Here is a 24367-nt window from a genome sequence, read left to right as displayed (position 1 = left end):
GGGACGAATGCTCAGCGAGTACGGAAGGTCGGGGGTCACCCGGGTGACGCACCCGTTCGCGACGCTCCTCGTCCGGGCGGGCGTCACGGCCAACGGCATCACCCTGACGGGGCTCGTGCTGACCAGCGCCGCGGCCGTCGCCCTGTTCGGCAACGGACTGCTCGTCGCGGGCGCGATCGTCATCGCGTTGTGCACCCTGCTCGACCTGGTCGACGGCGCCGTCGCGCGTGCCGGCGGCGGCGGATCGCCCTACGGCGCCCTGGTCGACGCGGTGTCCGACCGGGTCGCGGACGGCGTGATCCTGTCCTCCCTGCTGTGGTGGCTCGTCCACGCCGAGCCCGACAACCGCTACGCCCTCGTCATGCTCCTGGCCTGCCTGGTGCTGTCACAGGTGGTGTCCTACTCCAAGGCCCGCGCGGACGCCGGCGGCCTGCGTACCCCCGGCGGGCTCATGGAGCGCGCGGACCGGCTGGTGCTCATCCTGCTCGGCGCCGGGCTCGAGGGACTGGGTGTCCCGTGGGCCCTCGAGGTCGGGCTCACCGCCGTCGCGGTGGGCAGCCTCGTCACGGTCGTCCAGCGGGTGTGGGGCGGGCGCACCGACTACCTCCGGCGCGTGGCCCACGAGGACGTCGCCACCGCACCGGCCACGGGGCCGGGAGACCGATGAGCGACGTGCCCGAGCGCCTGTCCGACCTGGGCTACGCGGCCGGGTGGGCCGTGGTCCGGGCCCTCCCCGAAGGCCTGGCGCGGGCGCTCTTCCGCACGGGCGCCGACATCGCCGCCCGTCGGCAGGGCCCCGATTCCCAGCTGCGCAGGAATCTCGCCCGGGTCCTCGGCGTCGCCCCGGCGGAGGTCCCCGACGAGCTCATCCGCGACTCCTTCCGGTCCTACGCCCGGTACTGGCGGGAGGCGTTCCGCCTGCCGTCCATGGACCGCGAGGCCGTCGCCCGCGAGATGGACCGCACCATCGACGGGATCGAGCACCTGGACGCGGCTCTCGCGCAGGGGCGTGGCGTCGTGGTGGCGCTACCCCACTCGGCCAACTGGGACCTCGGTGGCACCTGGCTCGCGCGGCGGTACGGCGGGTTCGCCACGGTCGCGGAACGCCTCAAGCCGGAGTCGCTCTACCAGCGCTTCCTGGACTATCGCGAGAGTCTGGGGTTCACCATCTACCCACATACGGGCGGACCCACCCCACCGCTCGACGCGCTGCGGGACTACCTCGCCGGAGGCGGCATCGTCGCTCTGCCGGGGGAGCGGGACCTGCGCCGGACCGGTGTGCCCGTGACGTTCTTCGGCGAGACCACCCGCATGCCCGCCGGGGCCGCCAGGCTCGCGGTGGAGACCGGCGCACCGTTCCTCGTGGCCCAGTTCTGGTACGACGGCCCCGACACGATGCGCGTGCGGGTCACCCCGCCGATAGACGTCTCCGGGGGAGTCGAGCCCGCCGTCCAGGCGATGGCCGATCTGTTCGCCGAGGGCATCGCCCGCCACCCCGCGGACTGGCACATGCTGCAGCCCCTGTGGCTCGACGACCTGTCGGCCGAGCGGCGAGAGCGGATCGAGGGCTGATCCGGCCGTGCGTATCGGCATGATCTGCCCCTACTCCTTCGACGCCCCCGGCGGAGTACAGGCCCACGTCGTGGACCTCACGGAGGAGCTCCGCCGTCGCGGGCACACCGTCCGCGTCCTCGCGCCGGGCAGCCCCGGCAGTGCCCCGGTCTCCGGTATGACGCTGACCGGGCCGGGCGTCCCGATCCCGTACAACGGGTCCGTCGCCCGGCTCAGCTTCGGGCCCGCGACCTGGCGAGCGACCCGGCACTGGCTCCGCGAACAGCCCCTCGACGTGCTGCACATCCACGAACCCAACGCCCCCGGGGTCGGCATGTTCGCTCTCGCGATGTGTTCGGGCCCCATCACGGCGACCTTCCACACCTCCACCACCGGGTCGATGATCCTCGACGCCGCGGACGGCGTCCTGGCGCCGCTGCTCGAGAAGATCCGTGGCCGCATCGCCGTGTCGAGCCTGGCCCGCCGCTGGCAGATGGAGGCCCTGGGCTCCGACGCCGTGGAGATCCCCAACGGTGTCGACGTGGGCGCCTTCAGCGACGTCGACACCTCAGGGGAGCCGACCGACGCCCCGACCGTGACGTTCCTCGGCCGTTACGACGAGCCCCGGAAGGGGATGGGGGTCCTCGCCGCCGCGCTGCCGGCCGTCCTGCGCGAGGTGCCGGACCTGCGCCTGCGGATCATGGGCGACGGCGACGAGCACGCCCTGCGGGCACGGCTGCCCGCCGGTCTGGACGTGGAGTTCCTCGGCCGCGTCGACGACGCCCGCAAGGCCGCCGTCCTGGCCGCCGCCGACGTCTACTGCGCCCCCAACACCGGCGGCGAGAGCTTCGGCATCGTCCTCGTGGAGGCCATGGCCGCCGGCACCGCGGTCGTCGCCTCGGACCTCGACGCGTTCCGCCGGGTCCTGCGCGACGGGGAGTGCGGAGAACTCGCGGCGGTCGGGGACGCCGACGCCCTCGCCGGCGCCCTCAAGGCTGTCCTGACCGACCCCGCCCGCCGGGCCGAGCTGTGCACCAGTGGCAGCGAGGCCGTCCGGGAGTACGACTGGCCCGTCGTGGCGGACCGGGTGATCCGCGTGTACGAGACGATCCGCGCGCCGGGGGAGACGCTCCGTGTCCGTTGAGCTGATCGTCCTCGTCGTCGTCGTCGTTCTCGTCGCGGCCCTGGCCGCTGCCCTGCTCGGCGCCTACCTCACCGCCCACCGGCTGGACCGGCTGCACATCCGCACCGACCTCGCCCGCGCCGCGCTGGCCGGCGCCCTGGAGCGGCGCCACGCGGTCGCCGCCGCGGTCGCGCGTGACCTCGCCGACCGCGACCCACCGGGGGCCTACCGCCTGTTCCACGCGCTGGCCCGCGCCCGAGCGCATCCCCCGGACGCCGTCGCCGGGCCCGACCCGGCGCCCCAGCCGCCGCCGCGCCGGAGGACCGACCGGGCCGACGACGACGAGCCCGGCGAGAACGCAGAACTGGCCGAGAACACGCTCGGCATGATGCTGGCCGCGCTCGACGTGGAGGCACTGCCCGTCGACCTCGCCAGCGAACTCGAGGACGCCACCGACCGCGTCTCCATGGCCCGCCGCTTCTACAACGACGCCGTGCGGGACACCCGAGGTCTGCGCGAGCAGACCGCCGTCCGCGCCCTCCGACTGGCCGGCCGGGCCCCCATGCCCGACTACGTCGAGCTCGTCGACGCCCCGCCCCCGCGCGCCTGACCCACCCGGGCGGGACGGCGGTTGGGGAACGGAGGTGAGGGCGACCTACACTGGTAGGCCTGAACACGTCGTCTGAGCCAGGAAAGGCCAATTTCGTGAGCGAGCCGCAGTCGAGCGAGAACACCACCGGAACAGCCCGCGTCAAGCGGGGCATGGCCGAGATGCTCAAGGGCGGCGTCATCATGGACGTCGTCACCGCCGAGCAGGCGAAGATCGCCGAGGACGCCGGTGCCGTGGCCGTCATGGCCCTCGAGCGTGTTCCCGCCGACATCCGCGCCCAGGGCGGCGTCGCTCGCATGAGCGACCCCGACCTGATCGACGGCATCATCGAGGCCGTCTCGATCCCGGTGATGGCCAAGGCCCGCATCGGCCACTTCGTCGAGGCCCAGATCCTGCAGGCACTCGGCGTGGACTACGTCGACGAGTCCGAGGTCCTCACCCCGGCCGACTACACCAACCACATCGACAAGTTCGCCTTCACCGTGCCGTTCGTCTGTGGCGCGACCAACCTCGGCGAGGCGCTGCGCCGCATCACCGAGGGCGCGGCCATGATCCGCTCCAAGGGTGAGGCCGGCACCGGCGACGTCTCCAACGCCACCACCCACATGCGGTCGATCCGCCAGCAGATCCGCAAGCTCCAGAGCCTGCCGGAGGACGAGCTGTACGTGGCGGCCAAGGAGCTGCAGGCCCCGTACGAACTCGTCAAGGAGGTCGCGGAGAAGGGCAAGCTCCCCGTGGTGCTGTTCACCGCCGGCGGCATCGCCACCCCCGCCGACGCCGCGATGATGATGCAGCTCGGCGCCGAGGGCGTCTTCGTCGGTTCCGGCATCTTCAAGTCCGGCAACCCGTCCGAGCGGGCCAAGGCGATCGTCAAGGCCACCACCTTCCACGACGACCCGGAGATGCTCGCGAACATCTCCCGCGGCCTCGGCGAGGCCATGGTCGGCATCAACGTCGACGACATCTCGGAGCCCCACCGGCTCGCCGAGCGGGGCTGGTGACCCGCCGGTGGCGAAGATCGAGGACATCCTCGACCTCGAGCGGATCGACCGCGACCTCTACCGGGGCCCCGCGATCCGCACCCATCTCCAGCGCACCTTCGGCGGACAGGTGGCCGGTCAGACCCTGACCGCCGCCGTCCGGACCGTGGACTCCGACAAGCACGTCCACTCCCTGCACGGGTACTTCATCCGCCCGGGGATCCCGGACGTGCCCACCGTCTATCAGATCGACCGACTGCGGGACGGGCGGAGCTTCGCCACCCGACGGGTCACCGCCATCCAGGAGGGCGAGCCGATCTTCACGATGTCGGCCTCGTTCCACCTGCGCGACCAGGATGGGATCGAGCACCAGGACCAGATGCCCCGCGTCGTCGACCCCGAGGAGATCCCCGTGCCCTCCGTCGACGACCTGGATGAGGTCCACCGCGTATTCGTCGACGAGTGGGCCCAGTGGGACATCCGGTTCGTCCCGCGTGACGGGATGCCGACCAGTTCCGCGCTGGCCGCGCAGCAGCGGGTGTGGTTCCGGTGCGTCGACACCCTCCCGGACGACGCGAACTTCCACGTGTGCACGCTGGCGTACATGTCCGACATGACCCTCCTGGGGTCGGCCAAGATCCCGCACCCGGACGAGCCGACCCAGGACGCCTCGCTCGACCACGCCATGTGGTTCATGCGTCCGTTCCGGGCCGACGACTGGCTGCTCTACGACCAGACGTCCCCGTCCGCCTCCGGGGGGCGTGCCCTGACCCAGGGGCGGATCTTCGACCGATCGGGCCGACTCGTGGCCGCCGTGACCCAGGAGGGACTGTCCCGGCGACTCAATCCCGGGGCGCAGTCGTTCCCCGTGGACACCTCCGGCTCCACGTCCGTGTCGTGACCGGACCCGCACCGACGATCGGTGTCCTCGCCCTGCAGGGTGATGTCGCCGAGCACCTGTCCCACCTCGAGGCCGTCGGCGCGCGGGCCGTCCCCGTGCGCCGACGGTCCGAACTGGACGCGGTGGACGGCCTGGTCCTACCCGGTGGCGAGTCCACCGCCATGAGCCGGTTGATGGACGTCCACGAGATGTATGAGCCCGTGGCCGAGCGGATCTCCGACGGCATGCCCGTCTACGGGTCGTGCGCCGGCATGATCCTGCTCGCCTCGGATGTCCTGGACACCCGGGCCGACGCGACCTGGTTCTCCGCGATCGACATGACGGTCCGCCGCAACGCCTTCGGACGGCAGGTCGACTCGTTCGAGGCCGACCTCGTCGTCGACGCCCTCGGCGCCGACCCGGTACGCACGGTGTTCATCCGCGCGCCGTGGGTCGAATCGGTCGGCTCCGACGTGCAGGTCCTCGCCGAGGTCCGCGCCTCCGACGGCCGAGACCACGTGGTCGCGGTGCGTCAGGGCAACGCCCTGGCCACGTCGTTCCACCCGGAGGTCACCGACGACGTGCGCGTCCATCGGTACTTCCTCGACATGGTGCGGCAGACGACCTCGTAGACTGGGCGTTCAGCGGGCCTCGAGCGCAGCCCCGCGCCGGGCCGCCGGACGGCGGGACCCGGTCCCCAGACCCCCGGAGGGCGGAACATCAATGGCAGGCCATTCCAAGTGGGCCACCACCAAGCACAAGAAGGCGGCGATCGACGCCAAGCGCGGCAAGCTCTTCGCCAAGCTCGTCAAGAACATCGAGGTGGCCGCCCGCACGGGCGGCGGTGACCCCGCCGGAAACCCCACTCTCTACGACGCCATCCAGAAGGCGAAGAAGAACTCCGTCCCGGCCGACAACGTCGAGCGCGCCCGCAAGCGCGGCGCCGGCGAGGAGGCGGGCGGCGCCGAGTGGGAGACCATCATGTACGAGGGCTACGGCCCGAACGGCGTGGCCATGCTCATCGAGTGCCTGACCGACAACCGCAACCGGGCCGCCGGCGAGGTGCGCACGGCGATGACCCGCAACGGCGGCAACCTGGCCGACCCCGGCTCCGTCGCGTACCTGTTCGCCCGCAAGGGGGAGATCGTCCTGGACAAGGGCGAGCTGACCGAGGACGACGTCCTCATGGCCGTTCTCGATGCCGGAGCCGAAGAGGTCAACGACCTCGGCGAGCAATTCGAGGTGGTCTGCGAGCCCACCGACCTGGTCGCGGTGCGCACCGCCCTGCAGGAGGCCGGGATCGACTACGAGTCCGCCGAGTCGGGGTTCCGCGCCTCGGTCGAGGTGACCGTCGACGCCGACGGTGCCGCAAAGGTCTTCAAGCTGATCGACGCGCTCGAGGACTCCGACGACGTACAGAACATCTACTCGAACATGGACGTCCCCGAGGACGTGCTGGCGAGCCTCGACGCCTGACGGCCGACCCCGCTGGTAGGGTCTCGAACGTAGGTTCTACCACCGGTCGAGGAGAGGTCGCAGATGCGCGTCATGGGTGTGGACCCGGGGCTGACCCGGTGCGGGCTCGCCCTCATCGTGACCGCCCCGGGTCGCGCGGTCACGGCGCTCGACGTGGACGTGGTGCGCACGACCTCCGACGAGCCGCTCGAGCGGCGCCTGCGGGCCGTGCACTCCGTGGCCGACGAGTGGATGGAGATCCACCGCCCGGACGTGGTGGCCATCGAGCGCGTGTTCGCGCAGAACCAGGTCTCGACCGCCATGGGTACGGCTCAGGCGGCGGGTGTCGTCGCGCTGGCGGCGGCCTACCGGGAGATCCCCGTGGCGTTCCACACCCCGTCGGAGGTCAAGGCGGCGATCACCGGTAGCGGGCGCGCGGACAAGAAGCAGATGACCCTCATGATCACTCGCATCCTGGGTCTGCAGAAGCCGCCGAGCCCGGCCGACGCCGCGGACGCGCTCGCCCTGGCCGTGTGCCACAGTTGGCGCGCGCCCATGCAGGGTCGGGTGGCCTCGCTCAATGCCCACGTCGCCCGCTCGCGGGCCGGCTTCGAGGCGAAGGTCGCGGCCGCCAGGGAAGCGGCGGCATCGGACGGGACCGGGCGGCGCGACCCGGCCGCCGACCAGGAACGCGCCCGGGCGGCCGCCCGGGGCATGGCGCGGACGAAAGGAGTGCGCTGGTGATCGCCTCGATCCGGGGGACGGTGGCCGAGATCGGCCTGGACCGCTGCGTCGTGGAGACCGGAGGCGTCGGTGTCCTCGTACACGCGACCCCGGCCGCGCTCGCGGGACTACGGCGCGGCGCGGAGGGCATGCTCCACACCGAACTCGTGGTCCGCGAGGACTCGCTCACCCTCTACGGTTTCGACTCCGTCGACGCGCGGCAACTGTTCCTCACCGTGCAGACCGTCTCCGGCGTCGGACCTCGGCTCGCGCTGGCGATCGTCGCCACACTCGAACCCGAGGCCCTCATCCGCGCACTCGGGACCGGGGACGTCAAGGCGCTGACCCGGGTACCGGGCGTCGGCAAGCGCACTGCCGAGCGGATGGTCCTCGAGCTCAAAGACAAGGTCGGCCCGGTGCCGGACGGTGACGCGGCGACCGCCGTGGGCGGGACCGGGCGCGCGCCGGCCGCCACCGAGGTGGCCGACGCCCTGGAGGGCCTGGGCTTCTCCGCCGCGGAGGCCGAGAAGACCGCCACCGCCGTACTGGACTCACAGCCCGACCTCGACCCCGCGCAGGCGCTGCGCCTGGCCCTCAAGTCACTCGGTAAGCGCTGATGACCGGTCAGAACGGCATGACGGGAGGCGGCGCGGACGCCGGGGACGGCCACGAGGCGGAGCTCTCGGCCTCGCTCACCCCGTTCGACACCGACGTCGAGGGCGCGTTGCGGCCACGCAGCCTCGGGGAGTTCATCGGGCAGGAGACCGTCCGCGAGCAACTCGATCTGGTCCTCACCGCCGCCACCCGCCGCGGAGTAGTACCCGATCACCTGCTCTTCTCCGGACCGCCGGGGCTGGGCAAGACGAGTCTGGCCATGATCGTGGCCGCCGAGCTCGGCGGTTCGCTGCGCATCACGTCCGGCCCGGCCCTCGAGCGCCCCGGGGATCTCGCCGCGATGCTCTCCAACCTCATCGAGGGCGACGTACTGTTCATCGACGAGATCCACCGCATCGCCCGGCCGGCCGAGGAGATGCTGTACCTCGCCATGGAGGACTTCCGGATCGACATCATGGTGGGCAAGGGGCCCGGGGCCACGTCGATCCCGCTGGAGATCGCCCCGTTCACCCTTGTCGGAGCAACCACGCGCTCCGGCGCGCTCACCGGTCCACTGCGCGACCGATTCGGGTTCACCGCGCACATGAACTTCTACACCGACTCCGACCTCGCCCGGATCGTCACCCGCGCGGCCGAGATCCTCGCCATCCCCGTCGACCCCGATGCCGCCCTGGAGATCGCCGGTCGCTCACGCGGAACACCCCGGATCGCCAACCGACTGCTGCGGCGGGTCCGCGACTTCGCCGAGGTACGAGCGGACGGCCGCATCACCGTGCCCGTCGCGCGCGCGGCCCTGGAGGTCTACGAGGTCGACGAACTGGGGCTCGACCGTCTGGACCGCGCCGTGCTGCGCGCGCTGCTCGTCCAGCACGAGGGCGGGCCGGTGGGCCTGAGCACGCTGGCCGTGGCGGTGGGGGAGGAGTCGACCACCCTGGAGGAGGTCTGCGAGCCCTTCCTCGTCCGCGCGGGCCTGCTCGCCCGGACCCCCCGGGGACGCATCGCGACCGCCGCGGCGTGGGACCACCTCGGGCTCACCCGCCCCGACAAGACGCCCTCCGAGCCGATGCTCCCGGTCGAGGTCGACCGGGGCCCCGGCGCGCGCGGCTGACCCCCGGGCTGGCATCCTCGGACGGGACCGTCCGTAGCCCGGACCCGACCCACCGGACCCGGAACCCGCGGGTCCACATCAGGAGGACCCCCATGGGACTGGAACTGCTGCTGCCGTTGATGATCATCGTGCTGCTCGTGCTGATGTTCATGCAGAGCTCGAAGCAGCGCAGGGCGATGAAGGAACTGCGGAAGATGCAGGAGTCCCTCGCCGCGGGGGACCACGTGCTCACCACCTCCGGCCTGCACGCCACCATCGTCGGCGTAGACACGGACACCCTCGAGCTGGAGATCGCGCCCGGGATCCGCACCCGCTGGGACCGGCGCGTCATCCGGGAGAAGTTCGACACCTCCGCCGCGCCGGAAACCGGATCGGGGACCGACGCGTCGGGTTCCCGGTAGTCGACTACCGGCGAGTAGTGTAGTGGGGCCGCCCAGCCGGAGGCCTCAGACGAAGACCGAGAGAGATCACCTGTGTCGCCAGTACGTTCTCGAGGCGCCGACGCCCGCCCCAGACCCTGGGCGCTGCTGTCCAGCTTCTTCCTGGTGCTGTTCATCCTCTTCCTCGCCGCGTTTGCCGTCGCGGACAGGGGGCTGACCCCGAAACTGGGGATCGACCTCCAGGGCGGAACCCGTGTCACGCTCATCCCCAAGGGCGATCCCGACGAGGCCGACCTGCGGCTCGCTCAGGACATCATCCGGGAGCGCGTCGACGGCCTCGGCGTCGCAGGGACCACCGTCGTCATCGAGGGCAGCAACATCGTCCTCACCGTCCCCGGCGAGGACTCCAGCCAGGCGCGCGACCTCGGCACGACGTCCCAGCTGACCATCAGGCCGGTGCTCGAGGTGCAACCCGTCGCGGAGGGGGACCGTGAGCCGGTGCCCGCCGACAAGGGCGATCGCGAGGCCGTGGCCGCCGCCGTCGAGGAGGCGCGCGCGGAACGTCAGGGCGAGCCCGCCGAGCTCATCCAGAAGCTACCCACCTTCCGGTGCCCCGAGCGGGACGTGCTCGCGGGCTTCGACGACCCGGCGCAGGCTCTCATCGCCTGCGGGGAGGGAGCCAAGTACGTCCTCGGTCCGGTGCCGCTGCTCGTCGGTGAGCCCGAGGACGGGCAGCGACTCGACGGTCAGCAGATCGTCAAGGACTCCGTGAGCCACGGTTTCAACCAGCAGGCCGGCAAGAACGAGGTCTCGTTCCGTTTCAACGCCGGTCCCGGCGAACAGGGCAGCGCCACCTGGTCGCGCCTGACGCAGGAGAACCTCCAGCGTCAGATCGCGATCCTCCTCGACGGCGAGGTGATCAGCGCCCCCGTCGTGCAGGGCGTCACGCCGGTCGGGTCCGCGACCTCCATCACCGGTGACTTCACGATCGACGAGGCGGCCTCACTCGCCGCAAACCTGCGCTACGGCGCGCTGCCCATCTCCTTCGAGGACCCCAACGTCGACAACGTCCCGGCCTCCCTCGGGCTCGCCTCCCTCGAGGCGGGACTACTCGCCGGCGCGATCGGCTTCCTGCTGGTGCTGGCCTACTCCGCGTTCTTCTACCGCCTGCTCGGCGTCCTCGCGTTCGTCTCGCTGCTGCTGTCCTTCCTGCTCACCTATGTCGTCCTGGTCTTCCTCGGCTACACGGTCGACTACAGCCTCGACCTGGCCGGGATCGCCGGCCTGGTGATCGGCATCGGTATGACGGCCGACTCCTACGTCGTGTTCTTCGAGCGGATCAAGGACGAGTTGCGCGACGGGCACCGGTTCAGATCCGCCGTGCCCCGGGCCTGGAAGAGCGCCGGCCGCACCATCGTCACCGGCAACATGGTCAGCCTCATCGGCGCCGTCGTGCTCTACCTGCTCGCCAGCGGAGAGGTACGCGGCTTCGCCTTCACTCTCGGCCTCACGACCGTCATGGACGTGTTCGTGGCCTTCACCGTGACCTGGCCGCTCGTCTACCTGGCCTCGACCCGGCCCCTGTTCGCCAAGCCGTCGGCCAACGGGATGGGCCGGATGGAGAACCTCCAGGCGGCCGCCGCCGAGCAGCGCCGGCTCGACCGACAGGCCGAGAAGGAGACCGAGGAGACCGCGGATCGCGGGGTCACGGCGACCATCCGCGGCCCGGGCGGCGACACGCTCACCGAACCCCGGACCGACCGACCCGCCACCGACGAGGAGGAGGGCCGATGAGCACTCCCACCAGCACCGCGACCGAGAGCGGCGCCCCGGCCGGCGCGCCGACCGGCAGTCTGTTCACCCGGCTCTACACCGGTACCGGCGCGTTCGGCATCGTCGCGAACCGACGCAAGTTCTACGTGCTGACCGTGGTCATCGTCGCCATCTGCCTCGCCAGCATCATCTTCCGCGGCTTCAGCTTCGGCATCGACTTCACCGGCGGTACCAAGCTCTCCATGCCCGCGGGCAATCACGACCAGGACCGCGTAGCCGCGGTCGTCGAGGAGGCCATCGGCGAGGAGCCCCAGACGGTCCAGGTCGTCGGCGCGGGGGCCGCGCGGATCGTCGAGGTCGAGACCCGGTTCCTCACCAGTGACGAGATCCGCGCCGCCAAGAACGCGATGTTCGAGGAGTTCCAGCCCGTCACCTCGGACGGGGTCGCCTCGGTCGAGGCGATCGGCGACTCCGCCCGCAGCGAGAGCTGGGGTGGTCAGGTCACCAAGAACGCGCTGATCGCCCTCGGCGTGTTCCTCGTGATCGTCTTCGGCTACATCGCCTTCCGCTTCGAATGGCAGATGGCAACGGCCGCGATCGTCGCGCTGCTGTTCGACGTGGTGACCACCGCCGGGGTCTACTCGATCATCGGCTTCGAGGTCACTCCCGCCACGGTCATCGGCCTGCTGACGATCCTCGGTTTCTCTCTGTACGACACGGTGATCGTGTTCGACAAGGTCGAGGAGAACACGCGGGGCATCAGACACACCGCCACACGGACCTACGCCGAGGAGGCCAACCTCGGCGTCAACCAGACTCTCATGCGGTCCATCCACACCACCATCATCGGTGTCCTGCCGCTGCTGGCGCTGGTCGTGATCGCCGTGTGGATCCTCGGCGTGGGTACGCTGCTGGATCTCGCCCTGGTCCAGATGGTCGGCATCGTCACCGGCACCTTCTCCTCCGTCTTCCTCGCGACGCCACTGCTGGTGTCGTTGAAGAACCGTGACCCCGACATCCGACGCCAGACCGCCAAGGTCCTGGCCCGACGCGAGAAGGCCGAGGCCATCGCATGACCGACTCATCCGTCACCCACGTCTCACCGACCATCAGCTCCTCCGTCGAGCGTCTGATGCGCCGCGTCGAGGACTTCCCGTCCGCGGGCGTCCAGTTCTGCGACCTCACGCCCGTGCTCGCCGACCCCGACGGCTTCGACGCCGTCGTCCGCGGGCTCATCGCCGGTCACGAGATCGGCACCGTCGACTACGTCGCCGGCCTCGACGCGCGCGGCTTCCTGCTCGCCGGAGCCGTCGCCGTGCGCCTCCACACCGGCGTCCTGGCCGTCCGGAAAGCGGGCAAGCTACCGCCGCCCGTGCACTCGCGCTCCTACGAGCTCGAGTACGGCGCCGCCACGCTCGAACTGCCCGCAGACGGGCTCGACCTGCGCGGCAAGCGGGTCCTCGTCGTCGACGACGTCCTCGCCACCGGTGGCACCCTCACCGCGGCGGTCGGCCTGCTGGAGGACTGTGGCGCCGTCGTCGCCGGACTGTCCGTCGTTCTCGAGATCCCCGGCCTCGGCGGCCGGGATAGACTGGCCGGCACACCGCTGACCTGCCTCACGGTCGCGTGACCCCCGGCCGCTCCTGACGGCCCGACACTGCAGGGAGGAGCCGGAGATGACGCAGCACCAGAACCCCGCCGGCAACCCCGACGGGGGCGGCCCCACGGGTAAGAAGGCCACGCCGCAGCCCACCACCCAGCCGCTGCCGGTGATCCCCGGCTCCCGGCCGTCCGCCGGACGCCGGGTCCGGGCGCGGTGGGCGCGTCGACTCACCTCCGGTCTCACGGTCACCTCCACCCCCGCGGTCCTCGAACCGCTCGTCCGCGTCCACCGCATCCACCACGCCAAGGCGGATGTGGGGCTCCTGGCGCGCGCCTACACTCTCGCCGAGCGCCAGCACGAGGGCGTGTACCGCAAGTCCGGCGACCCCTACATCACCCACCCGCTGGCGGTGGCCACCATCTGCGCGGAGATGGGCATGGACACCACCACGCTCGTCGCCGCCCTCCTGCACGACACGGTCGAGGACACCGACTACTCGCTCGAACAGCTCGAGGCGGACTACGGGGGAGAGGTCGCCCACCTGGTGGACGGCGTCACCAAGCTGGACAAGGTCGACTTCGGCGAGGCCGCCGAGGCAGAGACCATCCGCAAGATGATCATCGCCATGGCGCACGATCCCCGCGTCCTGGTCATCAAGGTGGCCGACCGCCTGCACAACATGCGGACCATGCGCTTCCTGCCACCGGAGAAGCAGGTCAAGAAGGCCCGCGAGACCCTCGAGGTGATCGCCCCGCTCGCGCACCGGCTCGGAATGGCCACCGTGAAGTGGGAACTCGAGGACCTGGCCTTCGCGATCCTCGAACCGAAGAAGTACCAAGAGATCGTCCGGCTGGTGGCCGACCGCGCACCCAGCCGTGACGTCTACCTCAACACCGTGATCAACCGGGTCAAGGCCGACCTGGAGAAGGCCAACATCCAGGCCCGCGTCGAGGGACGGCCGAAGCACTACTGGTCGATCTATCAGAAGATGATCGTCCGCGGTCGCGAGTTCGACGAGATCCACGACCTCGTCGGCATCCGCGTCCTGTGCGACGACGTGCGGGACTGTTACGCGGCGATCGGTGTCGTCCACTCAACCTGGAAACCCATGCCGGGCCGGTTCAAGGACTACATCGCCCAGCCACGCTTCGGCGTCTACCGCTCCCTGCACACGACCGTGATCGGGCCGGACGGGAAACCTCTGGAGATCCAGATCCGCACGCACGAGATGCACCGCAACGCCGAGTACGGCATCGCCGCGCACTGGCGGTACAAGGAGACCCGCGGCAAACACAACGGCGACCCCGCCGAGGTCGACGAGATGGCGTGGATGCGCCAGCTCCTGAGCTGGCAGCGCGAGGCCGCCGACCCGGGGGAGTTCCTCGATTCCCTCCGTTTCGAGATGACCAGCAAGGAGATCTTCGTCTTCACCCCCAAGGGCGACGTGATCAACCTGCCGGTCGGCGCGACCCCCGTGGACTTCGCCTACGCCGTCCACACCGAGGTCGGCCACCGCTGCATCGGCGCCCGGGTCAACGGCAAGCTCGTCGCCCTCGAGCGCCCGCTCGAGAACGGCGAGGTGGTGGAGGTCTTCACCTCCAAGGACCCCAACGCGGGACCGAGCCTGGACTGGCAGAAGTTCGTGGTCTCCGGCCGCGCCAAGAGCTCGATCCGGCAGTGGTTCGCCAAGGAGCGCCGCGAGGAGGCTCTCGAGCGCGGGAAGGACCTCATCACCCGCGAGGTCCGTCGCGGTGGCGTCCCCGTCCACCGGGTGTTCTCCAACGAGTCGATCGCCGGCGTCGCCCGCGAACTCGGCTTCACCGATGTCACCGCCCTGTACACGGCGATCGGCGAGAACCACGTCTCCGCCAAGACGGTGGTCGGGCGTCTCGTCGCGGCCCACGGCGGCGTCGACGAGGTCACCGAGGAGCTCGCGGACCGGTCGCGGGACAAGACCATCACCCCGCACCGCCCCACGCCCGCGGGCGCCGGCGTCCTCGTCGGAGGCGTGGAGGACGTCCACGCCAAGCTCGCCCGCTGCTGCACACCGGTGCCCGGCGACGAGGTCCTGGGCTTCATCACCCGCGGCGGCACGGTGAGCGTCCACCGGACGGACTGCACCAACGCCACGGACCTCCATCGCGAACCCGAGCGGTTGGTCAAGGTCGAGTGGACGCCACAGCCGGGGTCGCTGTTCCTCGTGGCCATCCAGGTCGAGGCGCTGGACCGGCACCGGCTCCTGTCCGACGTCACCAAGGTGCTGGCTGACGAAAAGGTCAACATCCTGTCCGCGTCGGTGCAGACCGCAGGTGACGACCGGGTCGCGATCTCCCGGTTCACATTCGAGATGGCCGACCCCAAGCATCTGGGCCACGTCCTCAACGCGGTCCGTCGGGTCGAGGGCGTCTTCGACGCCTACCGGATGACGTCCAACTCCTAGGCCCGGCGAGCGCCGGAGCCGCACGAACGACTTCGCCCCGGCCGGATGGCCGGGGCGGTGTCGTCCAGGTCGCGATCCGGGCGGGCCCGGGCCGGGTCACTCCTCGGGCAGACCCTCCTGCGCGTCGACCGTGACCTTCTCGATCTGGACCGGACGCTTGGGCGCCTGGTAGTCCTCGCTCATCGGATCGTTGCTCTTGATCCCGCCCTCGGCGATCCGGTCCAGGACCTCGAGCCCCGACTCACCGATGGTGCCCATGACCGAGTACTCGGGCGGGAGCATGGAGTCCTCGTAGACGAGGAAGAACTGGCTGCCCGCACTGTTCGGCGCCTGGGACTTGGCCATGGCGACCGTGCCGCGCGGGTAGACCGACATCCCGGAGCCGTCCTCCGCCACGGGGAGATCGGTGGGCGGCTCGTCGACGATGGAGTAGCCGGGACCCGAGAGGCCGGTGCCGGTCGGATCCCCGCACTGCAGCACGGAGAGCTCGGCGCCCTCCTCACCGATGGTCAGGCGGTGGCACTCGGTGTCGTCGAAGTAGGACTGCTCGGCCAGATGGACGAAGCTCTCGACGTTGCAGGGGGCCCCGGCCCGGTCCAGCTCGAGCGGGATGTCCCCGGCGTTGGTCGCGATGGTGATCTGTGCGGTACCCCGGCGGGGCTGGTCGCCGCTCGGCGGCTCCACCTCGCGCCTGGTCTCCTCGATCTCGTCGATCTGCTCGTTGAAGCGCTCGGCCTCTTCGACCACCTCGGGGCCCTGGTCCTCGAACTGCGCGGGATCGACCTTCTCCATGGGGGTCTCCGCCGGGTACTCGCAGGTGACCCAGTTGGCCGCGTACTCCTCGGCGCGCGCCTGCTCGGTCTTGTTCCAGACCACGACCCCGACGATCCCCAGCAGGACCACCACGACGACAGCGGCGCCGGCGATCTTGAGCTGCTTCTCGCGGCGAGCCTGGGCCTCCATCTGCTCGCGCAGGCGCTGGCGCGCCTCGGCTCGGCGTTCCTGGTTGGTGGACACTGACCCTCCTGGGGACCTGGACTAGGCTGGAACGGTCGGCCGGATCGACTCGCCGGGTCTCCTCACGGAGGCCCCGGGGACGGTCCGGCCCAGGGTCCTTGTCTACCAGGTCGGGCAGAGTCGATCGCACACCACTCCGGTGTCGGACCGCGTTGACCCGACGCCGCGCGCCAGGCGCCGTGGATTGTCGAAGAAAGGGAGTACGGGACGTGCAGATCGTCGGTTTCCCCGCCGGGATGTTCCAGACCAACTGCTACATCGTGTCCGACGACGCGGGGGACTGCGTGATCGTGGACCCGGGCCAGGACGCCGAGGAGCAGGTGCGCCGCCAGGTCTCGGAGGCGGGCCTGCGGCCGCGTGCGGTGCTGCTCACCCACGGTCACCTCGACCACATCTGGAACGCCCGGCAGGTCGCGGACCACTACCGCGTCCCCGCCTACATCCACCCCGACGACCGCCCGATGCTGTCTGATCCCGGCAAGGGCCTGTCGCTCGACCTGTCGGCCATGCTCAAGGACATGACGTTCACCGAGCCCGCCGAGGTCGTCGAGGTTTTCGACGGCGACACCCTGCGGTTCGGGTCGATGACCTTCGACGTGGACCACGCCCCCGGCCACAGCCCCGGTTCGGTGTCCTTCCGGATCACCGTGCAGACCGAAGAGGGACCGCGGATGGTGGTCCTCGGTGGCGACGTACTGTTCCAGGACGGGGTCGGCCGTACCGACCTGCCGGCGGGGGACACCGAGGTGCTCATGCAGTCGATCGCCAAGAAGTTCCTCGTCCTGGATGACGACGCGGTGGTCCTGCCCGGACACGGCCCGTCCACCACGATCGGTCGCGAGCGCCGGTCCAACCCCTTCCTGCGCGACCTCTAGACCGACCGGCGCCCCCGCCCCCTATCTGACCCGAGGACTTTCCCTGTGACCGGCACCGAGAAGAAGACCGCCCTCAAGGCCCCCAAGGGCGTGCCCGACTACGTCCCCCCGGCGTCGGCCGGGTTCGTCGCCGTCCGCGACGCGATCACCACCGCCGCCCGGCGCGCCGGCTACGGCCACATCGAGCTGCCGATCTTCGAGGACACGGCGCTGTTCGCCCGCGGGGTGGGCGAGTCCACGGACGTGGTCTCCAAGGAGATGTACTCGTTCGAGGACAGGGGCGGCCGCAGCGTCACGCTGCGGCCCGAGGGCACGGCGGGGGTCATGCGTGCGGTGATCGAGCACGGGCTGGACCGCGGACAGCTGCCGGTCAAGCTCTGTTACGCCGGGCCGTTCTTCCGGTACGAGCGTCCGCAGGCCGGCCGCTACCGGCAGCTCCAGCAGGTCGGGATCGAGGCCATCGGGGTGGACGACCCCGCCCTCGACGCCGAGGTGATCGCCGTGGCCGACGAGGCGTTCCGGTCGCTCGGCCTGACCGGCTTCCGCCTCGAGCTCACCTCGCTCGGCGACGAGACGTGCCGCCCGCAGTACCGCGAGCGGCTGCAGGCGTTCCTCGCCGGCTTGGATCTCGACGAGGCGACGCGTGAGCGCGCGCGGATCAACCCGCTGCGCGTGCTCGACGACAAGCGCCCCGAGGTGCGTGAGCAGCTCGAGGACGCGCCGCTGATGATCGATCACCTCTCGGACGCCAGCGCCGAGCACTTCGCGACCGTGCGGGCGCACCTGGACGCGCTCGGCGTGCCGTACACGGTCAACCCCCGCATGGTCCGCGGCCTGGACTACTACACCAAGACGACCTTCGAGTTCGTTCACGACGGCCTCGGTGCGCAGTCCGGGATCGGCGGCGGAGGGCGCTACGACGGGTTGATGGAGCAGCTCGGCGGTCAGGCCCTGTCGGGCATCGGCTTCGGGATCGGTGTCGACCGCACGGTGCTGGCGCTGCAGGCCGAGGGGATCGATCCGGCGGCGCAGGGGCGGGTCGACGTGTACGGCGTCGCGCTGGGGGCGGCGGCCAAGGCGGCGATGGTTCCGGTCCTGGCGGAGTTCCGCCGCAACGGGCTGCGGGCCGACATGGCGTACGGCGACCGGGGGATGAAGGGCGCGTTCAAGGCGGCGGACCGGTCGGGCGCGGCGGTCACGGTCGTCATCGGCGAGAACGAGCTCGAGACCGGCACCGCGGTGGTCAAGACGATGTCCACCGGCGAGCAGGAGCCGGTTCCGCTCGAGGCGATTCTCGGGCACGTCACCCGGGCCGTCGGGCGCTGACTCCTCCCGCGCGTCAGAGCTGCGCGCGGAAGGTGTCGCAGGCCTGCACGGAGCCCTGCTCGTAGCCGGTGAGGAACCACTGCCTGCGCATCTCGGACGAGCCGTGGGTCCACGAGCGGGGGTCGACGCGCCCGCCTCCGGTGCGCTGGATGTGGTCGTCGCCGATGGCCTCCGCGGTCCGGACGATCGCATCCACGTCCTGCGGGGTCAGGCTCTCCAGTAGCGGCGGGCCGCCGTCGGGCGCCGGTGTGGAGGTCGCGTAGTGGGCCCAGAGCCCCGCGTAGCAGTCGGCCTGGAGCTCGACGCGGACCGCTCCGGAGGACGGGCCCTGCGGGTCCTGCTGCGAGCGTCGGATGTCGCCGAGCATGGTCTGCAGGTGGTGGCCGAACTCGTGCGCGACGACGTACATCTGCGCCGCGCCGGAGGGCGGTCCGCCGAGCTGCCCCACGAGGACGCTGTCGAAGAACGAGGGGTCGATGTAGACGGTCTGCCCGGCGGGGCAGTAGAAGGGGCCGATGTCGGAGGAGGCGGCACCACAGCCGGTGTCGACGGCGCCGCTGAAGACGGTGGTCCGGGGCTGGACCCAGCTCATCCCCACCTGATCCGGCAGCTGGATTGTCCAGACGTCCTCGAGGCTCTCGGTGGTGGCGACGATGCGGCAGATCGTGTCGGAGTTGGCCTGTTGCAGGTCGCACTGGTCGATGTGGGCCTGGAACTGCTGCGCGGAGTCGGAACCCTGTTCCTGCGCGCCGGTGGGACCGGTGTCCAGGCCGAGCTGGCCCGGGTCGACACCGAGGAACAGGGCGATGAGGACGACGGCGAGGCCGCCGACCCCTCCGCCGACCGCGATCCCCCGGCGACCTCCCCTGCCTCCGCCGGAGACTCCGCTGGTGTCGAGCCTTCCGCCTTGCCGAAACGTCATGATCTCCGCCTTCCGGGTGGTGCGTCGCCCGGTCTGTCGTGGACGTAGACTGTTCCCCGTCCGAGCCCGTGGCGGGCCGTGGGGTCGTCCCGTCGGTGCTCACGCTCAGGCGATCACACCACACTTTCCCCGACGAGAGGACCACCGCAGTGCTGCGCACCCATTCCGCCGGCCAGCTCCGAGCCGCCGACGCCGGTGACACCGTCACCCTGGCCGGCTGGGTGGCACGCCGCCGGGATCACGGCGGTGTCATCTTCGTCGATCTGCGCGACGCCTCGGGCGTGTGCCAGGTGGTCTTCCGTTCCGAGGACGTGGCCGAGCGCGCCCACCGCCTGCGCAACGAGTACTGCGTGGCGGTCACCGGCGTCGTCGACCGTCGTCCGGAGGGATCGGAGAACCCTAACCTCGCCTCGGGCGAGATCGAGATCGACGTCACGTCGTTCGAGGTCCTGGGTGAGGCGGCGGCGCTGCCGTTCCAGCTCGACGACGAGGTGGGGGAGGAGGCACGTCTGCGTCACCGGTACCTCGACCTGCGCCGCGAGGGTCCGGGCGCGGCGCTGCGGCTGCGGTCGAAGGTCAACGCCGCGGCCCGCGGAGTCCTGGCCCGTCACGACTTCGTGGAGATCGAGACCCCCACCCTCACCCGCTCGACCCCGGAGGGTGCGCGCGACTTCCTCGTGCCGGCCCGCCTGCAGCCGGGTACGTTCTACGCCCTCCCGCAGTCGCCGCAGTTGTTCAAGCAGTTGCTCATGGTGGCCGGGATGGAGAAGTACTACCAGCTGGCCCGCTGCTACCGCGACGAGGACTTCCGCGCCGACCGGCAGCCGGAGTTCACGCAGCTCGACCTGGAGATGAGCTTCGTCGACCAGGACGACGTGATCGGCGTGGCGGAGGAGATCCTCACCGAGGTGTGGGCCACCGCCGGTTACGAGATCACCACGCCGATCCCGCGGATGACGTACGAGGAGGCGATGCGCCGGTTCGGCTCCGACAAGCCGGACCTGCGGTTCGACATCGAGCTCGTCGAGTGCACGGAGTTCTTCGCCGACACCCCGTTCCGGGTGTTCAAGGCGCCGTACGTCGGCGCGGTCGTCATGAAGGGCGGGGCGTCACAGCCGCGTCGTCAGCTCGACGCCTGGCAGGAGTGGGCCAAGCAGCGCGGCGCCAAGGGACTCGCGTACGTCCTCGTCGGTTCCGACGGCGAGCTCGGCGGCCCGGTCGCCAAGAACCTGTCGGACTCCGAGCGGGCGGGCATCGCCGCCCACGTCGGCGCGGAGCCGGGTGACTGCATCTTCTTCGGCGCCGGCGCGGTGAAGTCCACGCGGGCCCTGCTCGGCGCGGCCCGCGGTGAGATCGCCGCCAAGCTCGGCCTCATCGACCCCACCAAGTGGGCGTTCACCTGGGTCGTCGACGCCCCGATGTTCGAGCCGGCCGACGACGCCACGGCCGCCGGTGACGTGGCCGTGGGGTCGGGTGCCTGGACCGCGGTGCACCATGCGTTCACCTCGCCCAAGCCCGAGCACCTGGACACGTTCGACACCGATCCGGGCTCGGCGCTCGCCTACGCGTACGACATCGTGTGCAACGGCAACGAGATCGGCGGCGGCTCGATCCGTATCCACCGCAAGGACGTCCAGGAGCGGGTGTTCGGCGTCATGGGCATCTCGGCCGACGAGGCGCAGGAGAAGTTCGGCTTCCTGCTCGACGCCTTCTCCTACGGCTCCCCGCCGCACGGCGGCATCGCGTTCGGCTGGGATCGCATCTGCGCCCTGCTGGCCGGGACCGAGTCGATCCGCGACGTCATCGCGTTCCCCAAGTCCGGCGGCGGCGTCGACCCGCTGACCGATGCGCCGGCGCCGATCACGGCGCAGCAGCGCAAGGAGTCCGGCATCGACGCCAAGCCGGTGCAGCGCGGCCAGGCCGCCCCGTCCGGGGCCGCAGCCGAGTAGTCGGCCCCACCCCGCCCTGCCCCGCCCCCGAATCCGCTACTCTCCTGCGCGATTCGCCGCGCTACCCGGAAAAGAACGGAAAACGGTAGCGAATGTGACGGGGGAGTAGCGGATTTCCGTCATATCGGGGTCTCAGAGGTGGAACGCCTCGAGCGCGGGCCGCCCGTCCATCCCGGAGTGGCCGAGCCCGAACAGCCGGGACACCGTCGGGGCCACGTCGAGGGTCCGGACAGGCCGGTCGACGACCTGCCCGCGGCGGACGATCCGGTGCCCACCGCCAATGAAGAACGGGATGCCGAGCGTGACCTCGTGCCCGTGGTTCCCCGGGATCGGGTTGGAGAACGGGGTGGGGTCGGAGAACCGCCATCCCGGGTGACACGTGGCCACGAGGTCGCCGCCGCGCTCGCCGAGGTCGAGCTCGGCCGGGTCGTAGAGGCGGTTGACGCCGGGGAGCGCGCCGACCACCTCCCGCAGGCGCGCCAGTGCCGCGTCGCGTTCACCGGCGGGGCCGAGGTAGGCGAACGTGTCGGCCCCCCCGTTCTGGGCGATCCCGAACCGGCCCCGCAGCGCCGGGTCGGCGTCGATCGCCCCGGCCGCGCTGATGAGGCGCAGGGGCTCCGACCAGTCCATCCCGTGGTCGGCCAGGACGATGAGCACGGAACGTTCCCAGCGCCCGGTGGCGCGGAGGAACTGCTCGAGGTCCCAGAGCTTGTGGTCCGAGTTGAACACCGCCTGGTTGCGGGCTAGTCGGAGCGAGGTCCCCGACAGGTCCATGTGGCCGAAGCGGTCCATGTCCCCGAGGTTGACGAACGTCATCCTCGGGGCGTGGTCGGTGATGGTCCGCTTGAGGGCCTCGACGGTGAACCAGTCGAGCGAGTGGTCGGTGATCGGCACGAGCGGGAACGGCGCCCACTGCACGCTGGCTCGGCCGCCGAACAGGCCGTGGAGGTAGTCCTTGCTCAGCACGCTCGCGGTGGTGAGGCCGGCCTCGGTCCGAATGCGGTCCAGGACCGTGGCGGCCCGCAGGTCGTCGGGCCGGTCGAGGGTCCGCTCGTCCCCGATCGCGTGGTCCCAGATGGCGTTGGCGGGCACCCCGTTGCGGTGGGGGAGGACGCCGGTGACCATCGCGGCGTGGTTGGGCAGGGTCTCGGCGATCATGATCGACGACGCATCGGTGAACCGCGTGCCCTCGGCTGCCCAGCGGTGCAGTGTCGGCGCCTGCGCGGCGTTCAGTTCGTCCGGTCGCATGCCGTCGGTGACGATCACGTAGACGTCGAGGTCGTCGGCGACCGGCCGTACCGGGTTCGCCCACACGGGGGCGGGTTCAGCGAGCAGGGTCACCCCGACGGCGCCCGCTGCGGCGACCATGCCGGCGCCGGCGAGCGCCTCACGACGGGTGAGGGTGGGTCCGTGGGTGGGGTGGTCGTCGCGGCACATCGGGTGGGACCTCCGGGGGTCGTGGCACGGGGTGGTGTCGTGGGGTGGTGTCGTGGGGTGGCGGCCTGAGGTAGTGGCCCGGGTGGCGGCGGCGTGCCCCCGCCGGGGAGGTGGCAGACCTGAGTTCCAGACAACCCGACGACGACGAAGGCCGCGGTCACTTCCGCGGATCCGTCGCCGGATGTTCACCCGGGGTTCGCTGTCGGGGCCCGCCGGTAGCCTGGGGGCGTGACCGAAGACGCTGGGCTGTTCGCCGCCGGGGACGCGGGCGGCGCCGGGCCCGTTCCTCCGGCGTCGGCGTCCGTGGACCCGGGCGCCCCGTTGGCGGTCCGGATGCGGCCGCGGACGCTGGACGAGGTGATCGGCCAGGAGCACCTGCTGCGCCCCAATTCGCCGCTGCGGCGGCTGGTGGAGGGGCGCGGGGGCTCGTCGGTGATCCTCTACGGCCCTCCGGGGACCGGGAAGACGACGCTCGCCAATCTGGTGGCCAGCACGTCGGGTCGACACTTCGTCGCCCTGTCGGCGCTCAGCGCCGGGGTCAAGGACGTCCGCGCGGTGATCGACGACGCCCGCACCCGGCAGGTCCACGGTCAGCGCACGGTCCTGTTCATCGACGAGGTGCACCGGTTCTCCAAGAGCCAGCAGGACGCCCTGCTGGCGGCGGTGGAGAACGGCATCGTCCTGCTCGTGGCCGCGACCACGGAGAACCCGCACTTCTCGGTCATCGCGCCGCTGTTGAGCCGGTCGCTCATCGCCGAACTGCAGGGCCTGGACGACGCCGGGGTGGCCGCCGTGCTGCGGCGCGCGGTCTCCGACGAACGGGGGCTGGCGGGGCGGGTCGAGCTCACCGACGCGGCGGCGGAGGACATCGTCCGGCTCTCGGGAGGGGACGCGCGGCGCAGCCTGACGATCCTGGAGGCCGCGGCCGGGGCCGCGGCGGACGGCGTGGTGACGCCGGAGATCGTCGAGCTCAGCCTGGACGCGGCCCCCGTGCGCTACGACCGTGACGGCGACCAGCACTACGACGTCACGAGCGCGTTCATCAAGTCCATCCGCGGGTCCGACGTGGACGCCGCGCTGCACTACCTGGCACGCATGCTGGTCGCGGGGGAGGACCCCCGGTTCATCGCCCGGCGGCTCATGGTGCACGCGAGTGAGGACATCGGCATGGCCGACCCGACCGCGCTGCTGTCCGCGAGCGCGGCGGCGGAGATCGTCCAGAAGGTCGGCATGCCGGAGTGCCGGCTCGCGCTGGCCCAGGCCACCATCCACCTCGCGACCGCCCCCAAGTCCAAGGCGGTGATCGCGGCCATCGACGCCGCCATGTCCGACGTCCGCGCCGGTGGCGTCGGCGAGGTGCCCAAGCACCTGCGGGACGGCCACTACGCCGGGGCCAAGGGGCTCGGCAACGGGGTGGGCTACCGGTACCCGCACAACGCGGCGCCGGGGGTCGTGGCGCAGCAGTACCCGCCCGACGAGCTGGTGGGGCGGGACTACTACGAGCCCGGGCCGCACGGCCACGAGCGCGAGCTGTCCGCCCGGGTCGACAAACTCCGCCGGATCATCCGGGACTGAGGCGCGCCCGGGGGCCACGCCGGGA

General features: G+C 71.2%; 23 protein-coding genes. 20 read left to right on the top strand and 3 right to left on the bottom strand.

Annotation, left to right across the window (positions count from 1 at the left end; genetic code table 11):
* Window positions 1-7 precede the first annotated feature (7 nt).
* The 16 genes from pgsA to VYL96_RS08400 all read left to right on the top strand — a co-directional run bounded on the left by pgsA (window position 8) and on the right by VYL96_RS08400 (window position 15241).
* Entirely contained in the window at window positions 8-667 is a 660-nt protein-coding gene (gene pgsA, locus VYL96_RS08475; RefSeq protein ID WP_050797115.1) for a phosphatidylinositol phosphate synthase, read from the top strand.
* Window positions 664-1572: a phosphatidylinositol mannoside acyltransferase gene (locus VYL96_RS08470; protein ID WP_007627698.1), complete on the top strand. Its 909-nt coding sequence runs from the start codon at window positions 664-666 to the stop codon at window positions 1570-1572. The genes pgsA and VYL96_RS08470 overlap by 4 nt, the downstream gene beginning before the upstream one ends.
* Before the next feature lie 7 nt (window positions 1573-1579).
* A complete protein-coding gene (locus tag VYL96_RS08465) occupies window positions 1580-2695 on the top strand; it encodes a glycosyltransferase family 4 protein (RefSeq protein WP_061228690.1) in 1116 nt (371 codons plus the stop codon).
* A complete protein-coding gene (locus tag VYL96_RS08460; RefSeq protein WP_061228689.1) occupies window positions 2685-3284 on the top strand; it encodes a LemA family protein in 600 nt (199 codons plus the stop codon). Before VYL96_RS08465 ends, VYL96_RS08460 begins: the two co-directional genes overlap by 11 nt.
* A gap of 95 nt (window positions 3285-3379) precedes the next feature.
* Entirely contained in the window at window positions 3380-4285 is a 906-nt protein-coding gene (gene pdxS / locus VYL96_RS08455) for a pyridoxal 5'-phosphate synthase lyase subunit PdxS (RefSeq protein ID WP_061228688.1), read from the top strand.
* Between the two features lie 7 nt (window positions 4286-4292).
* Window positions 4293-5165, top strand: coding sequence for an acyl-CoA thioesterase (locus VYL96_RS08450; protein WP_061228687.1), 873 nt, complete (start codon window positions 4293-4295; stop codon window positions 5163-5165).
* Window positions 5162-5776 (top strand): pyridoxal 5'-phosphate synthase glutaminase subunit PdxT, encoded by a 615-nt coding sequence (gene pdxT, locus VYL96_RS08445; RefSeq protein WP_061228686.1) that lies wholly within the window; start codon window positions 5162-5164, stop codon window positions 5774-5776. The genes VYL96_RS08450 and pdxT overlap by 4 nt, the downstream gene beginning before the upstream one ends.
* Window positions 5777-5867: 91 nt before the next feature.
* Window positions 5868-6620: a YebC/PmpR family DNA-binding transcriptional regulator gene (locus VYL96_RS08440; protein ID WP_061228685.1), complete on the top strand. Its 753-nt coding sequence runs from the start codon at window positions 5868-5870 to the stop codon at window positions 6618-6620.
* A 63-nt stretch (window positions 6621-6683) separates the two neighbouring features.
* Entirely contained in the window at window positions 6684-7343 is a 660-nt protein-coding gene (locus VYL96_RS08435; protein WP_061228684.1) for a crossover junction endodeoxyribonuclease RuvC, read from the top strand.
* The gene (gene ruvA / locus VYL96_RS08430; protein ID WP_061228683.1) at window positions 7340-7939 is read left to right on the top strand and encodes a Holliday junction branch migration protein RuvA; all 600 of its coding nucleotides are present in this window, start codon (window positions 7340-7342) and stop codon (window positions 7937-7939) included. Before VYL96_RS08435 ends, ruvA begins: the two co-directional genes overlap by 4 nt.
* The gene (gene ruvB, locus VYL96_RS08425; protein ID WP_371412125.1) at window positions 7939-9045 is read left to right on the top strand and encodes a Holliday junction branch migration DNA helicase RuvB; all 1107 of its coding nucleotides are present in this window, start codon (window positions 7939-7941) and stop codon (window positions 9043-9045) included. The genes ruvA and ruvB overlap by 1 nt, the downstream gene beginning before the upstream one ends.
* A 92-nt stretch (window positions 9046-9137) precedes the next feature.
* Complete coding sequence (gene yajC, locus VYL96_RS08420; RefSeq protein ID WP_131885025.1) at window positions 9138-9446, top strand: preprotein translocase subunit YajC; 309 nt, start codon at window positions 9138-9140, stop codon at window positions 9444-9446.
* 144 nt (window positions 9447-9590) lie between these two features.
* Window positions 9591-11219, top strand: a complete 1629-nt coding sequence (secD, locus tag VYL96_RS08415) for a protein translocase subunit SecD (RefSeq protein ID WP_061228681.1) — start codon at window positions 9591-9593, stop codon at window positions 11217-11219.
* Window positions 11216-12274 carry a protein translocase subunit SecF gene (gene secF, locus VYL96_RS08410; protein ID WP_061228680.1) on the top strand — a complete coding sequence of 353 codons (1059 nt, stop codon included), beginning with the start codon at window positions 11216-11218 and terminating at the stop codon, window positions 12272-12274. The genes secD and secF overlap by 4 nt, the downstream gene beginning before the upstream one ends.
* Window positions 12271-12828, top strand: coding sequence for an adenine phosphoribosyltransferase (locus VYL96_RS08405; protein ID WP_007626297.1), 558 nt, complete (start codon window positions 12271-12273; stop codon window positions 12826-12828). The genes secF and VYL96_RS08405 overlap by 4 nt, the downstream gene beginning before the upstream one ends.
* A gap of 46 nt (window positions 12829-12874) precedes the next feature.
* Window positions 12875-15241, top strand: a complete 2367-nt coding sequence (locus tag VYL96_RS08400) for a RelA/SpoT family protein (protein WP_061228679.1) — start codon at window positions 12875-12877, stop codon at window positions 15239-15241.
* A 96-nt stretch (window positions 15242-15337) separates the two neighbouring features.
* On the opposite strand, the gene VYL96_RS08395 is transcribed toward VYL96_RS08400, so the two are convergent.
* Window positions 15338-16258 carry a peptidylprolyl isomerase gene (locus VYL96_RS08395; protein WP_061228678.1) on the bottom strand — a complete coding sequence of 307 codons (921 nt, stop codon included), beginning with the start codon at window positions 16256-16258 and terminating at the stop codon, window positions 15338-15340.
* 209 nt (window positions 16259-16467) lie between these two features.
* Here VYL96_RS08395 and VYL96_RS08390 point away from each other — a divergent pair, with 209 nt between their 5' ends.
* Window positions 16468-17133, top strand: a complete 666-nt coding sequence (locus VYL96_RS08390) for an MBL fold metallo-hydrolase (RefSeq protein ID WP_061228677.1) — start codon at window positions 16468-16470, stop codon at window positions 17131-17133.
* A 45-nt stretch (window positions 17134-17178) separates the two neighbouring features.
* Window positions 17179-18459, top strand: coding sequence for a histidine--tRNA ligase (gene hisS / locus VYL96_RS08385; protein ID WP_061228676.1), 1281 nt, complete (start codon window positions 17179-17181; stop codon window positions 18457-18459).
* 13 nt (window positions 18460-18472) lie between these two features.
* Here the strand turns inward: hisS and ypfJ are convergent, their stop codons facing one another.
* Window positions 18473-19381: a KPN_02809 family neutral zinc metallopeptidase gene (gene ypfJ, locus VYL96_RS08380; RefSeq protein WP_061228675.1), complete on the bottom strand. Its 909-nt coding sequence runs from the start codon at window positions 19379-19381 to the stop codon at window positions 18473-18475.
* Window positions 19382-19530: 149 nt separating this feature from the next.
* Between ypfJ and aspS the strand changes: the two genes are divergently transcribed.
* On the top strand, window positions 19531-21330 hold the full coding sequence (aspS, locus tag VYL96_RS08375; protein ID WP_061228674.1) for an aspartate--tRNA ligase: 1800 nt from the start codon (window positions 19531-19533) through the stop codon (window positions 21328-21330).
* Window positions 21331-21462: 132 nt separating this feature from the next.
* On the opposite strand, the gene VYL96_RS08370 is transcribed toward aspS, so the two are convergent.
* Window positions 21463-22767: an alkaline phosphatase family protein gene (locus VYL96_RS08370; RefSeq protein WP_061228673.1), complete on the bottom strand. Its 1305-nt coding sequence runs from the start codon at window positions 22765-22767 to the stop codon at window positions 21463-21465.
* Window positions 22768-22995: 228 nt separating this feature from the next.
* Here VYL96_RS08370 and VYL96_RS08365 point away from each other — a divergent pair, with 228 nt between their 5' ends.
* Entirely contained in the window at window positions 22996-24342 is a 1347-nt protein-coding gene (locus VYL96_RS08365; protein WP_371441656.1) for a replication-associated recombination protein A, read from the top strand.
* Window positions 24343-24367 lie beyond the last annotated feature (25 nt).

Origin of the sequence: Dietzia maris (assembly GCF_036287335.1) — a bacterium.
In the GTDB taxonomy this organism is placed as follows: domain Bacteria; phylum Actinomycetota; class Actinomycetes; order Mycobacteriales; family Mycobacteriaceae; genus Dietzia; species Dietzia cinnamea.
Note: the sequence above shows the minus strand (reverse complement) of the source record. Positions and strands in the feature narration are given on the sequence as shown.